This is a genomic window from Aeromicrobium sp. 636 (assembly GCF_024433585.1).
Taxonomy (GTDB): Bacteria; Actinomycetota; Actinomycetes; order Propionibacteriales; family Nocardioidaceae; genus Aeromicrobium; species Aeromicrobium senzhongii.
In genome coordinates this window covers 55,334-68,675 of the sequence record NZ_WNJU01000002.1, presented here as the reverse complement: position 1 = coordinate 68,675, position 13,342 = coordinate 55,334, and the positions used below count along the sequence as shown (strand labels likewise).

9 protein-coding genes and 1 pseudogene are annotated in these 13,342 nt (G+C 70.1%); 1 reads left to right on the top strand and 9 read right to left on the bottom strand.

The window, feature by feature from the left end:
* Positions 1-2 precede the first annotated feature (2 nt).
* Entirely contained in the window at positions 3-3,227 is a 3,225-nt protein-coding gene (locus tag GL325_RS06925; RefSeq protein WP_187769078.1) for a M14 family metallopeptidase, read from the bottom strand.
* Positions 3,228-3,328: 101 nt separating this feature from the next.
* Complete coding sequence (gene menB, locus GL325_RS06920; protein WP_154596456.1) at positions 3,329-4,150, bottom strand: 1,4-dihydroxy-2-naphthoyl-CoA synthase; 822 nt, start codon at positions 4,148-4,150, stop codon at positions 3,329-3,331.
* Positions 4,151-4,175: 25 nt separating this feature from the next.
* Here menB and GL325_RS06915 point away from each other — a divergent pair, with 25 nt between their 5' ends.
* Entirely contained in the window at positions 4,176-4,925 is a 750-nt protein-coding gene (locus GL325_RS06915) for a helical backbone metal receptor (protein ID WP_187769077.1), read from the top strand.
* A 14-nt stretch (positions 4,926-4,939) separates the two neighbouring features.
* Here GL325_RS06915 and GL325_RS06910 read toward each other — a convergent pair whose 3' ends face one another.
* The 7 genes and pseudogenes from GL325_RS06910 to GL325_RS06880 all read right to left on the bottom strand — a co-directional run bounded on the left by GL325_RS06910 (position 4,940) and on the right by GL325_RS06880 (position 13,307).
* Positions 4,940-6,361 (bottom strand): NAD(P)/FAD-dependent oxidoreductase, encoded by a 1,422-nt coding sequence (locus tag GL325_RS06910; RefSeq protein WP_154596454.1) that lies wholly within the window; start codon positions 6,359-6,361, stop codon positions 4,940-4,942.
* Positions 6,362-6,424: 63 nt separating this feature from the next.
* Positions 6,425-7,435, bottom strand: a complete 1,011-nt coding sequence (locus GL325_RS06905; RefSeq protein ID WP_187769076.1) for a hypothetical protein — start codon at positions 7,433-7,435, stop codon at positions 6,425-6,427.
* A gap of 129 nt (positions 7,436-7,564) precedes the next feature.
* Positions 7,565-10,153, bottom strand: coding sequence for an ATP-dependent chaperone ClpB (gene clpB / locus GL325_RS06900; protein WP_187769075.1), 2,589 nt, complete (start codon positions 10,151-10,153; stop codon positions 7,565-7,567).
* Between the two features lie 338 nt (positions 10,154-10,491).
* Positions 10,492-11,785, bottom strand: a pseudogene (locus GL325_RS06895) (PTS ascorbate transporter subunit IIC); the annotation flags it as partial.
* Positions 11,786-11,817: 32 nt separating this feature from the next.
* Positions 11,818-12,090, bottom strand: coding sequence for a PTS sugar transporter subunit IIB (locus GL325_RS06890; RefSeq protein ID WP_154596450.1), 273 nt, complete (start codon positions 12,088-12,090; stop codon positions 11,818-11,820).
* On the bottom strand, positions 12,087-12,554 hold the full coding sequence (locus GL325_RS06885) for a PTS sugar transporter subunit IIA (protein WP_187769074.1): 468 nt from the start codon (positions 12,552-12,554) through the stop codon (positions 12,087-12,089). Before GL325_RS06885 ends, GL325_RS06890 begins: the two co-directional genes overlap by 4 nt.
* A 123-nt stretch (positions 12,555-12,677) precedes the next feature.
* Positions 12,678-13,307, bottom strand: coding sequence for a class I SAM-dependent methyltransferase (locus GL325_RS06880; RefSeq protein ID WP_255467070.1), 630 nt, complete (start codon positions 13,305-13,307; stop codon positions 12,678-12,680).
* Positions 13,308-13,342: the final 35 nt, after the last annotated feature.

The window sequence follows — 13,342 nt, the reverse complement described above, 5'->3', positions numbered from 1 at the left end:
GCTCAGCGCACCCGGACGGTCACGCCCTTCGCGCTGGGCTTGAGCAGGCTCGAGCCGGCGTACCGAGCCGTCACCGAACGCTTGCCCTTGGCGACCTTGATCGTGACCGTGGCCCTGCCGTTCCTCAGCTTGACCAGACGGGTCTTCGACCCGACCTTGACCCGGACGGTGCCGGTGGGCGTGCCCGCACCGGACTTCACCGTGACCGCGACCCGGACCTTGCCCTGGCCGAGCGCCTTGGCCTTGACCGTCGTCCGGGACGCCGCCTTGGCGACCTTGACCGTGCTCGCGGCGGAGGTCGAGTTGAGGAAAGCCGTGCCCTCCGTCGGAACGAAGACGGCGCGCAGGGCGTGGGATCCCGGCCTGAGCCGCGCCACCCGCACCGTGACCGACCCGGACGGTCCGAGGTCGCGGGTCGCGAGGACCCTCGATCCCTCGCGGATCTCGATTCTCCCCTCCGGCGTGCCCCGTGCGGCGCGCACGGTCACCCGAGCGTTGATCGAGCGCGGGTAGGTCACCGAGCCGGGGACCTTCAGGGTCGTCGTGGTCGAGATCGGAGCCGGGACACGTCGCCCTTCGGGAGCGGCCCAGAAGATGGCCCGCGCCGCCTGACTCTGACCGCCCTTCGTGTGCGTCCGGAAGAACGGCGCCGTGCCGAAGATGAAGGCGTTGGTGCCCTCCGGCGTCGAGGCGGACACCGCGGCGGCCCGGCCGGCGGCACTCGCGGGACCGTCGGTCCCGGTCGTGTCGCGCCAGTGGCCGGCCACCAGCGGGTTGCCTGTCGCGTAGGTCTGCTCCGCCTTGACCGACGCGGGCAGGTCCGTGAACCACGCCGCCGGATACACGAACGCGTGCGACTGGGCATACGGCGCCAACACACCATCGGCAGCGGTGTCCACCGCGACGATGCCGTTGCCGGCTCCGTTGCCCGTGACCGCCGTGCCATCGATGGCGCCGAACGCCTTCGCGGTGTTGAAGGCGTTCGCGGACCGGCCCACGATGTCGCCACCGCCGTCCACGAACTCCTGGACGGCGGCGCGGCCGGCAGCCTGTGCCCCCGTGAAGTTCAGCCCGGCGCCCAGCCAGAGCACGTCGACCCCGTCGAGGGCATCCGGGTCGGACGTGAGGGCCGCGGCGTCCACCCGGCGGAGGTCGTAGAAGCCCAAATGGGTCAGCGACAGCAGGTCGTCCTGGTTGCCCGCGTAGGCGATGCGCGGCTCCTTGAGACCCTTGGTCGCTGCGTCGGAGAGCTCGGCCAGCTCCGCCGCCGTGGCGCGGGTGAAGTCCACATCGAACTCGGCCGCGGCAGCTTCCACCGCGAGGCGGGTCTTCTCTCCCGCAGCGAGGATCGCCGAACCGTCCGCCAACAGCGAGGCGCTCACCCCGTACTCCCCGATGAGCAGGTTCAGGGCACGGAAGTCGTCGACGCCGGCCAGCTCGAAGGTGAGGTGCGAGGCGTCTCGCGGGACCGATCCGTCCTTCTCCGCGGAGACGACGTTGGTGCTCGCGGGCAGCGACCCGACGCCCGTCGTGCCGACGGCAGCGACGTCGGCGCCCCACAACCGTCCCCAGCTCCAGGCGGACACGTCGTACATCGCGAGGATCCCCGGATGGTTCGAGATGTCCGAGCCCGTCGCCAGCAGGGAGTGCGCCAGGTTCCGCTTGGGCTGGTGCATGTCGACGACGTACGAGCCGGCCGGATACCTCGTGCCGTCCCACGTCGCCGCGGCGTTCAGGCGACGCACCGCGATGTCGTGCAGGAGCAACCGTGAGACGAGGAAGCGCGCATCCGAGACCGAGCGCTGGTCCGCACCCATCGGGATCACGAAGGCGCGCGGGTACTGCACCGGAACCTGGTCGTCCGAGGCGTCCCACAGCGGCTTCCACTGATCGGGTCCGGGCACCGCGGCGATGTTCGCCTCGGTGAGCGCCACGCGCTCCTGCCCGGCATTGGCCCGGCGGAAGAACTCCACCTGGTCGGCCAGCATCGCCGCGTCGTGGTCGGCGACGTAGTCGACGAGGCTCTGCATCGTCCTCAGGGCCACCGCTCGGTTCACGACCGCGTTCGCCGGCGACTGGCTGGAGGAGTTCGGGCGGGAGATCGGCAGCTCGACCGTCGAGGTGACCGCACCCGTGAACGCCGCGTACTGCGCCGTGAAGATCGGCGGGTAGTCGTCCCAGCCGGTCGGTGTGTCGCGGTAGGGGATCGCGATGTGCGCGGTGTCGGGCCCGGTGTTCTCGTCCACGACGTCGCCGGTGACGACGTTGTAGTACGTGTTGCCCGGAATCCGCGCGTCGACGACGTCCTTCTCGATCTGCAGCGCCGCGGCGTACCCGTGCGGGATGAACAGGTCGTACTCGTAGTCGTCACCGTGCGGCGGGCCGCAGGGCTCGACCTGCAGCACGCCGGTGTAGCCGTGGAAGTCGGCCGCATAGAGCGCCTGCACGGCGTGGGCCGTCCGGACGAAGGACGTCGACTCCGGTGTCGTGTTCGTGATCATGTCGCGGTTCTCGTCGAGATTCAGTGCCGTGGGGCGCTGACCGAGCGTCCGGCCGTCGGGGTTGAGCACGACCGTGAAGTAGAGCCGGTGCCCGCGCAACAGACCCTTCACGTCGTTCCACGGGGCCGACGCGAGCTGCTCGATGTAGTCCAGGGCCGCGTCCGTGCCCTCCCACTCGTTGCCGTGGATGTTGGCCGTGACCCAGACGGGGGTCTTGTAGCCCTTCTTCAGCGCCGCATCGGCCGCAGCCGCCTCGGGTGCCGTCCGGATCTTCTTGCGCCACGCGGTCTGCTGGGAGGTTTCGTCCTGCTCCTCCGGCGCGGTGACCGTCACGAGGTACAGCTGACGGCCCTCCGTGGACTCGCCCACGATCTGGGTCGAGACCCGGTCGGACGTGCGCATCGCCGCCTGCAGGCGCGGGGCGATGTCGTCGTACCCGGTGAGGTCGGCCAGGTCCGCCGCGTCATGGTCGGGCTGCGGGTAGACGTACAGCTTCGGCTGCACCGGATACGACCGGGGCATCGCCAGCGCGCCATCGGGCTCCTCCTCCGCCGCCGCGGCCCGAGCCGCCCGGGCGGTGAGGGAACCGGGCGTCCTGGCCTCCGGCGCCGATTTGACGCCGGGGCCCGGAGGGGCCGGGTCCTCGGCGGTGGCCGGGACGGCTCCCAGGGCCGTCACGAGGAGCGAGGCACCGGCGACGGCAGCAAACAGACGAGGAGTGCGCACGATCGGGTTCCCTTCGAGCGGGTCCGGGGCCGACCTGCGCCCCGGGCCGGGGCGGTTCCTCGATTGTGACCCCGGTCAACCGCTCGTGGGAAGAGCCGACCTCAGGAACGGCGCGGGAACTGCGTGAAGTCGGGGGTGCGCTTCTCCTTGTAGGCGTCGCGCCCTTCCTGGGCCTCCGCCTGGCCGTAGAACAGCAGGTTCGCGTCGTGGGCCAGCTGCTGGATCCCGGCGTACCCGTCCTCGTGGGCGTGGAAGCTCATCTTCGACAGCCGCAGCGCCCACGGCGAGAGGGCGAGCATCTCGCGGCACCACTTCACCGTCTCGGCCTCCAACTCGGCCAACGGCACGACGGTGTTGACCAGACCCATGTCCAGGGCCTCCTGCGCGTCGTACTGACGGCACAGGAACCAGATCTCCTTGGCCTTCTTCGGGCCCACGAGGTCGGACAGGATGCTGGCGCCGTAGCCGCCGTCGAACGAGCCGACGCGCGGGCCGACCTGGCCGAAGCGGGCGTTGTCGGCGGCGATCGTCAGGTCGCAGACCAGGTGCAGGACATGGCCGCCGCCGATGGCCCAACCGGCCACCATCGCGACGATCGGCTTGGGCGTGCGGCGGATCTGCACGTGCAGGTCGGTGACGTCGAAGCGGCCCGTCGCGCCCTCGTCGGACTTGTAGCCCGAGTCACCGCGCACGCGCTGGTCGCCGCCGGAGCAGAAGGCCTTCTCGCCCTCGCCGGTCAGGATGATGGCGCCCACCGACTCGTCGTCACGCGCGATCGACAGGGCACGCGAGATCTCCTGGATCGTCTGCGGGCGGAAGGCGTTGTGGACCTCGGGACGACAGATCGTGATCTTCGCGATCCCGTCCTGCGTCGTCTCGTAACGGATGTCGGTCCAGTCGCCGGAGGCAGTCCACTCAGTCATGGTTTCCACCCTAGGCTGGGCGCCGATGCACGATGACCTCGGCTTCCACGTCGCCCTCCACGAGCCCGCGCGGCGCGTCGTCAGCCTGGTCCCCTCGTTGACCGAGGCGATCGCCGCGACCCGGCCGGACGCCCTCGTCGGGGCGACCCAGTGGTGCACCCACCCTGCCGACCTGGCGGTTCCCCGCGTGCGCGGCACCAAGAACCCCGACCTCGCGGCGATCCGCGCCCTCTCCCCCGACGTCGTGATCGCCAACAAGGAGGAGAACCGCGAGCTGGACGTGCGCCGGCTCCGCGAGGCAGGCGTCCCGGTGTGGGTCACCGACATCGAAACCTTGGACGAGGCGTTCGCGTCGATGCGACGACTGTTCGACGAGGCACTCGGTTGGGGCGTGCCGGCGTGGCTGGTCGAGGCCGAGCGCCGCTGGGCCGAGCCGGCCGAGGCGAGCGGGCGCCGTGTCGCCGTCGCGATCTGGCGGGACCCGTGGATGGTCGTCGGGCGCGACACCTTCACCGGTGACCTACTGCGCCGGCTCGGGCTGGCGAACGCGTTCGCCGAGGCGCCGGAGCGGTACCCCCACGTGGACGTCGCCGCGCTGGACGCGGGCGACCTCGACCTCGTGCTGCTGCCCGACGAACCCTATGTGTTCACCGCGGACGACGGCCCCGAGGCGTTCACCACGGTGCCGACGGCGCTGTGCAGCGGCCGGGCGCTCACCTGGTACGGACCCTCGTTGCTGACCGCGCGGCAGGACCTCGCGGCCGCGCTGGCCTGATCAGGACCGGCTGATCAGGGCCGGGGCTCGTCGATCTCGTCGATGGTCTGCTGGGCCGCGGCCTTGCGGACTTGCGCCTTCTTGGAGATCGCCTTGCGGTTCGCGCGCGCGACCTTCTTGGCCGGGACCGGCTCGATGTCGGCGCCCGAGACGACCTTGGGCTCGTTGGCGATCACGTACGGGGTCTCGCCGACGATCGCGTTGTGGCTGCGCCACAGCAGGTACTTCAGCGAGAGGTTCGTCATCGTCGCGAAGCGGTTGCGGTTGCCCAACAGCAGGGCGACGTGGACGGTGACCCAGATGAACCACGCCGGGAAGCCCTTGAGGCGCGGCAGGTAGCGCACCTGCGCGATCGCGGAGGCGCGACCGATCGTGGCCATCGTGCCCTTGTCGAAGTACTTGAACGGCTTGGGCATGCGACCGTCCGAGACCTGCGCCGTGATCACCTTGGCGACGTGCTTGCCGGCCTGGATCGCGGGCTGGCCCAACTGGGGCAGAGGCGAGTCGGGGTTGACCGAGATGTCGCCGATGGCGAAGACGCCCTCCACGCCGCGCACCCGCTGGTGCTCGTCGACCTCGATGCGACCGCCACGGCCCTGCGGCACGCCCCAGTCCTTGACGACCCCGTGCGCCGCGACACCGGAGGCCCAGACCACGATGCCGGCCGGGAGGAACTCCTGGTTGCCGTCGTTCTCGATGAGGACGCCGTCGCGGCGGACCTCCTTCACGGCCGTCTTGAGGCGCAGGTCGATGCCGCGCTTGATGAGCTCCTTCTTGGCGTACTCACGCAGCTTCGGGTGGAACGGGGCCAGCACGTGCTCGCCCATCTCGACCAAGGAGATGTGGACCCGCCGCTGGTCGAGCTCGGGGTACGTCGTGGGCATGTCGAGGTTGCGCATCTCGGCCAGGGCGCCGGCCGTCTCGACGCCGGTCGCGCCGCCACCGACGACGACGACGCGCAGGTCGCGGTCCTGACCGTTGACCGCGGCGTTCTCGAGGTTGGCGAAGAGCAGGTCACGCAGCGCGAGGGCCTGCGAGCGGCGGTACAGCGGCATCGCGAACTCCTCGGCACCGGGGATGCCGAAGTAGTTGGCCGTCACGCCGTTGGCCAGGACGAGGTAGTCGTACTTGACCGTGATGTTGCCCTCGAGCATGACCGACTTGGCGTCGTGGTCGACCTGGGAGACGGTGCCCTTGAGGAAGCGCACGTTGTCCTGCTTGGCGCGCACGGCGCGCAGGAACCAGGTGATGTCGCCGGGGTTCAGGCTGGCCGTCGCGACCTGGTAGAGCAGCGGCTGGAAGGTGTTGTACGTGTGACGGTCGATCAGGGTGATGTCGACGTCCGTGCGCGCCAGCTTGCGCACCAGGGCGAGCCCGCCGAATCCGCCTCCGACGACGACGACGTGCGGACGATAGGAAGCGCGGACCTGAGCCATACGCTCAAGTCTACTGAGCGATTTCCGTGCTTTCACGGGAGGGGATCAGGGGTATGACCCCCGTCACGCGCGGTGGAACCAGGCCTTCGCCTCGGGCTTGGAGAGCTGGAAGATCACGACGATCGCACCCAGCATCCAGACGATTCCGACCGGCAGTCCGAGCGCGGCGGAGCCCGCCGTGACGACGCTGGCGACCACCAGCGCCCACCAGCCGAGCCGATGCCCGCTGGCCGCCCACGCCGTCGCGACCAGGCCCAACAGGGACACCACGAGCCACCCGCCGAACAACCAGCTGCCGAGGGTGACCATCTCGGTGGCGGTGACCCCGGCGGACTTGAGCTGGTCGCGCAGCAGGTCGTTCTGCTCGTACTGCTTGACGACCTCGTCGCGCATCGCGACCAGGGCCAGCAGCACCAGCCCGGAGGCCGCGGCACCGATCAGCGAGCCGATGCCCGAGACGAGCAGCGCCACGGTGACCGAACGCGGCCGGGCTCCCGCCACGGGAACGGTGATCTGCTGGATGTGCTGAGGATGCTGGGTGGGGTCGTACGGGGGCGGCTGGGGGCCGCCGGGCGCGGAGGTCGGCGCCGGCGCCGACCCTTGAGCGGCTCCCGCCGTGGGGACCGAGGGCGTGGTGCCCAGGGACAACGGGGTGCGGCCGTTGACGACCGCGAACCACTCGCGCGCCTGGGCCGTCCACAGCAGATAGACCACCAGGATGCCCAGGATCGCGGGCAGCACACCGCCCACGCCGGTCAGCAGGAAGCCGACCGCGGCGAACCCGGCCAGGACGGTCAGCCCGATCCGGGAGGTCTGGTGTCCGCGGGAGGCGTAGAAGGAGAAGACGGTGGCCGCGATGGCGGCCACGAGCAGTCCCATGCAGATCCAGCGCAGGATCGGCAGGATCTCATCGGCGTCGGCGCCGATCGGCTCGAGGCTCGAGCGCAGCGACTCCTGGATCTCGATGGAGCCCCAGTTCTGGAGCGTTCCGTACAGCGAGAAGGCGGCCAGGATGCCGCCCAGACCGCCGTACACGCAGGCGAGGGTGACGGACCGGGGCCTGGGCGTGGACATGACTCCGATCCAACCAGATCACTCCTGAACCGCCGGACGCGGTTTACCACGGGACCGTGGTAAACCGACGCCTCCCCAGGGAAGTTTCCCCGGGGAGGCGCGGAATTACCACGGGACCGTGGTAAACGGTCAGGCGCGGCGCACGACCAGCTCGTCGGCGTCGGGCTCGCGGTCGACCAGCACGGTGTCGCCGTCGCGGACCTCGCCCGCCAACAGCTCACGCGCCAACCGGTCGCCGATCGCCTGCTGCACCAACCGGCGCAGCGGACGGGCGCCATATGCCGGATCCCAGCCGGTCAGCGCCAGCCACTCCTTCGCGGCCGAGGTCACGTCGAGCGTGATCCGGCGCGGAGCGAGCCGCTTGGCCAGGGCGTCCAACTGCAGGTCGACGATCCGGGTCAGGTCATCGACGCCGAGCGCGTCGAACATGACGACCTCGTCGAGCCGGTTGAGGAACTCCGGCTTGAACGCCATCCGGACGATCTCCATGACCTTGTCGTGCTTCTCCTGGTCGTCCAGGGCCGGATCGACCAGGAACTGCGAGCCGAGGTTCGACGTCAGGATCAAGATGACGTTGCGGAAGTCCACCGTGCGGCCCTGGCCGTCGGTCAGACGACCGTCGTCGAGCACCTGCAGGAGGATGTCGAAGACCTCGGGATGGGCCTTCTCGACCTCGTCGAGCAGCACGACCGAGTACGGGCGACGGCGCACGGCCTCGGTGAGCTGACCGCCCTCGTCGTAGCCGACGTAGCCCGGAGGGGCACCGACCAGGCGGGCGACCGAGTGCTTCTCGGAGTACTCGCTCATGTCGATGCGCACGATGGCGCGCTCGTCGTCGAACAGGAAGTCCGCCAGCGACTTGGCCAGCTCGGTCTTGCCGACACCCGTGGGGCCGAGGAACAGGAACGAGCCGGTCGGACGGTCCGGGTCGGACACGCCGGCGCGGGCCCGCCGCACGGCGTCGGAGACGGCGCGCACGGCCGGCTTCTGGCCGATCAGGCGCTTGCCGAGCTCGTCCTCCATGTGCAGGAGCTTCTCGGTCTCGCCCTCGAGCAGACGGCCCGTGGGGATGCCGGTCCAGGAGGCCACGACCTCGGCGATGTCGTCGGGGCCGACCTCCTCGTGCACCATGCGGTCGGAGGATGCCGACTCCTCGGCGGCCTGCGCGTCCTCGAGCTGGCGCTCCATCGCGGGGATCTCGCCGTAGAGCAGGCGGCTCGCCGTGTCCATGTCACCCTCGCGCTGGGCGCGCTCGGCGGCGATGCGGGCCTCGTCGATGCCCTGCTTGATGCGGCCGACGGCGTTGAGGCTCTCCTTCTCGGCCTCCCACCGCTGCTCCAGCGAACGCAGACTCTCCTGCTGGTCAGCCAGCTCCTGGCGCAGGGTGGCGAGCCGCTCCTGGCTGGCCTCGTCCTTCTCGTTCTGCAGGTGCAGCTCCTCCATCTTGAGCCGGTCCACGGAGCGACGGAGCTCGTCGATCTCGACCGGGCTGGAGTCGATCTCCATGCGCAGCCGGCTGGAGGCCTCGTCGATCAGGTCGATGGCCTTGTCGGGCAGCTGACGACCCGGGATGTAGCGGTGCGACAGCGTCGCGGCGGCGACGAGGGCCGAGTCGGCGATCTCGACCTTGTGGTGCGCCTCGTACTTCTCCTTGAGGCCGCGCAGGATCGCGATCGTGTCCTCGACGCTGGGCTCGCCCACGAACACCTGCTGGAAGCGGCGTTCCAGGGCGGCGTCCTTCTCGATCGACTCGCGGTACTCGTCCAGCGTCGTCGCGCCGATCATGCGCAGCTCACCACGGGCCAGCATCGGCTTGAGCATGTTGCCCGCGTCCATGGCGGAGTCGCCCGTGGCGCCGGCGCCGACGACCGTGTGCAGCTCGTCGATGAACGTGACGATCTGGCCGTTGCTCTCCTTGATCTCGGAGAGCACCGCCTTGAGTCGCTCCTCGAACTCGCCGCGGTACTTCGCGCCCGCGACCATCGCGCCGAGGTCGAGACTGACCAGCCGACGGCCGCGCAGGGACTCGGGGACGTCCCCGTCGATGATGCGCTGGGCCAGGCCCTCGACGACGGCGGTCTTGCCGACGCCGGGCTCGCCGATCAGGACGGGGTTGTTCTTGGTGCGGCGGCTCAGCACCTGCACGACGCGCCGGATCTCGGAGTCGCGGCCGATGACCGGGTCGAGCTTGCCCTCGCGGGCGAGCGCGGTCAGGTCGATGCCGTACTTCTCGAGGGACTGGTACTGGTCCTCGGCGTCCTGGCTGGTGGCGCGGGCGCCACCGCGGACGGCCTCGAAGGCGGCCTTCAGCGTGTCGGGGGTGGCGCCGTGGGACGCCAGCACCTGCTGCGCCGGGCCGGTGACGGTGGCGATGCCCACGACCAGGTGCTCGCTGGAGACGAACTCGTCGCCGAGCTCGGAGGCAAGGTCGATCGCGCGCTGCAGCACCTCGTGCGAGGCACGGGCGAGCTGCGGATTGCCGACCGTGGAGCCGCTGGCGCTGGGCAGTCGACCGATGACGGCCTCGAGCTCCTGCTCGACGGCCGCGGGGTCGGCGCCGGCGGCGGACAGCAGCGGAGCGGCCGTGCCGCCCTGCTGGGTGATGAGTGCGGAAAGGAGGTGAGCCGGCTCCACTGCGGGATTGCCGGCCGCAGCGGCCTGCTGCATGGCGGCAGCGAGAGCCTGCTGACTGCGCGTGGTGAAGTGGTTCAGGTCCATGTCAATGTCAACGCGTCCAAAGTTGAGTCCATTCCACTCAAGTCCGAGATTTTTTCCTCCGCTCGCGGACCGGAGCCGCCGGACAGCACGAAGGCCCGCCCCTCACGGGACGGGCCTTCGTGGAGCAGCGGATCACTCCGTGGCCGGAGGCTCCTTGTCGGCGGCGGCAGCAGCAGCAGCAGCCGCGTCCTCCTGCGCAAGGAGCTCGTCGCGGTGGGCGCCGGGCTTCCAGCCCGCGTCGACGACCTTGACCTGGAAGATCGAGGCCGCGACCACGAGCACCACGCCGATGAGGACGCAGAGCACGATGCCCACGCCCGCGCCGGCCAACAGGCTCGTGCCCAGCAGCGTGCCGAACCAGCCGAAGTCGGCGTCGCCGAAGGTCGAGTTCGAGAAGCCGAACTCCCCGAAGACCTTGAGCAGCAGCGCCGGCAGCAGCGTGATGAGCACGCCGTTGATGAAGCCGCCGACGGCGGCGCCGCGGCGACCGCCGGTCGCGTTGCCGTAGACGCCCGCGCCACCACCGGTGAAGAAGTGGGGCACCATGCCGGGCAGGATCAGCGCGAGGCCGAAGGCCGGCTCCAGCCACAGGGCCAGCAGGCCGAGCGTGACCAGTCCACCGGCGAAGGAGGACAGGAAGCCGATCAGCACGGCGTTGGCGCCGAACGGGAACACGATCGGGATGTCCAGCGCCGGCTTGGCACCGGGGACGACCTTCTCGGCGATGCCCTGGAAGGCGGGGACGAGCTCACCGAGCACGGTGCGGACACCGTAGAGGATGATCGCGACGCCCACGCCGAACTGCAGCGCCTGGGCCAGACCGGCCATGACGGCGGCACCGGCATCGGGCGAGCCGAGGATCTCCTTGGTGGTGTCCGGGCTGGCGATGAGGCCCCAGACCACGAAGACCTCGTAGATCAGGACCATCGACAGGGCGGTGGCGACCATCGAGTCGCGCAGGAACTTGAGGCCCTGCGGGAAGTCGATCTCCTCGGTGGAGCGGCTCTTCTTGCCGACCGCCTGGCCGGCCGCACCGGCGGCGATGTAGCCCAACGTGCCGAAGTGACCGATCGCGAGCGAGTCGTCACCGGTGATCTTGCGGGTCCACGGCTGCGCGAACGCCGGCATCACGACCATGATCGCGCCGAGCAGCAGGGCGCCGACGATGACCACGACCCAGTCGTTCTTGTCGTCGAGGCCGACCGAGAGCACGACCGTCAGCATCAGGGCCATGAAGACCATGTGGTGACCGGTCAGGAAGATGTAGCGCAACGGCGTGAAACGAGCCAGCGCCAGCATCACGAGGAAGCCGAGCACGAGCACGTACGCACTCTGGGCTCCGTACTTCTCCGACGCGATCGCGGTGATGACCTCGTTGGTCGGGATGACGCCCTGGGCACCCGTGACGTCGAGGATGATGTCACCCAGCGGCGAGAGGGACGCCACGACGACGTTGGCGCCGGCGCCGAGGATCAGGAAGCCGAGCGCCGCCTTGAGGCCGCCACCGATCACCTGTCCGCTGGAGCGCTTGAGCGCGATGAGGCCGACCGCCGTGATGATGCCGATCAGGTACGCCGGCACGTTGAGGATCTGTTGCCCGATGAATTCGAGTACGTCGACAAACCAGTCCATGTTCACTTTCTCCTTGTTGGCCGCCGCTCCGATCAGGAGACGAGCGGGGTCAGCTTCTCCGTGATCTCGGCGACGTCCATGAAGTTGTCGATGATCACGACCTTCGCGGGCACGTCACCGAGCTCGGGGGCGAGCTCGGCCGACGTCAGCACGACCTCGGCAGTGCGGGCGGCGCCGCGCGCGGTGCCGATGTCGGCAGCCTCCACGTCGGCGTCCTTGCCCAGGGCACGCAGGGCCTTCTCGGCGTTCATCTTGAGCAGCACCGAGGTTCCGATGCCCATTCCGCACACTGCGACGATCTTCATGACGCTGGCCCTTCGTTGCCGGTTGTTGTCAGGATCTCCAGGACGCGCGCCGGGGAGTCGGCGTCGCGCAAGGTGTCGAGGAGCTCGGTGTCGCCCAGCACGGCGGCCAGGGAGGACATGAGCCCGATGTGTCCGTCGTGGTCGAGCGCGGCGAGCGCCACGACGAGCCAGACGGGGTCGTTCTTCTCGTGCCCGAACTCGATCGGCTCGGCGAGCTGCAGCCACGAGATGCCGGCGCGCCGGACGGCCGGGGACGGGCGCGAGTGCGCGAGCGCGATGCCCGGCGCGAGCACGATGTACGGACCGAGCTTCTCGACGGTCGCGATCATCTCGTCGGTGTAGTCGTCGGTGGTGACCCCGGTGGCCGTGAGCAGGGCCCCCGCCTGCCGGACGGCGTCGCGCCAGTCCTCTGCGTGGGCCCCGACCGAAATCGCGTCCGGAGTCAGTTCGTCGGAGAGTGTCATGAGTCGCCTCTCGGGTGGCCGCCGGGCGGCGGGTGTTCGGAGCGTACCGCGCTCCTCAGCTCTTTTGCCTAACACTAGGCATATATCACCCTGCCCCAAGCGGCGGCCCCCGACTCCGCAGCTCTAGGCGGGGCGGCGCAGGACGCGCAGGCTCTCGGTGTGGCCGATCTCGACGAAGCCGTCGCTCACCGCGCGCTCGTAGATGTGGAAGGGCGCCTGCCCGCCGTCGTTCGGATCGGGGAAGACGTCGTGGATCGCCAGGGCGCCGCCCGGGCGCACCCACGGCGCCCATCCGGCGTAGTCGGCCTGGGCGGCCTCCTCGGTGTGGCCGCCGTCGATGAAGACCAGATCGGCCGGGGTGCGCCACCACGACGAGATCGTCGACGAGCGGCCGACCATCGGGACGACGACGTCCTCCAGGCCGGCGTGCCACAGCGTCCGGCGCAGCACCGGCAGGGTGTCGAAGGCTCCGGTCTCGGGGTCGACCAACGAGGCGTCGTGGTACTCCCAGCCGACCTGGTGCTCCTCGGACCCGCGGTGGTGGTCGATCGTGACCAGCGTGGCTCCGGCCTGGCGCGCGACGTGGCCCAGGTGGACCGTCGACTTGCCGCAGTAGGTGCCGATCTCGACGATCACTCCCCCGGCCGTGACGTGCTCGGCGGCGGCGTCGCGCAGGGCCTGTGCCTCGACGTCGGGCAGGAAGCCCCGCACGTCGGCGGCGATGCGGGCAAGGTCCTCGGGGAGTGCGTTCACCCGGCGCATCCTACGGGCCGCGGGCAGAAATCCTC

Coding starts and splice junctions, on each gene's coding strand:
- menB (WP_154596456.1), bottom strand. CDS start 4,150: ATGACTGAGTGGACTGCCTCCGGCGACTGGACCGACATCCGTTACGAG.
- GL325_RS06915 (WP_187769077.1), top strand. CDS start 4,176: ATGCACGATGACCTCGGCTTCCACGTCGCCCTCCACGAGCCCGCGCGG.
- GL325_RS06910 (WP_154596454.1), bottom strand. CDS start 6,361: ATGGCTCAGGTCCGCGCTTCCTATCGTCCGCACGTCGTCGTCGTCGGA.
- GL325_RS06905 (WP_187769076.1), bottom strand. CDS start 7,435: ATGTCCACGCCCAGGCCCCGGTCCGTCACCCTCGCCTGCGTGTACGGC.
- clpB (WP_187769075.1), bottom strand. CDS start 10,153: ATGGACCTGAACCACTTCACCACGCGCAGTCAGCAGGCTCTCGCTGCC.
- GL325_RS06890 (WP_154596450.1), bottom strand. CDS start 12,090: ATGAAGATCGTCGCAGTGTGCGGAATGGGCATCGGAACCTCGGTGCTG.
- GL325_RS06885 (WP_187769074.1), bottom strand. CDS start 12,554: ATGACACTCTCCGACGAACTGACTCCGGACGCGATTTCGGTCGGGGCC.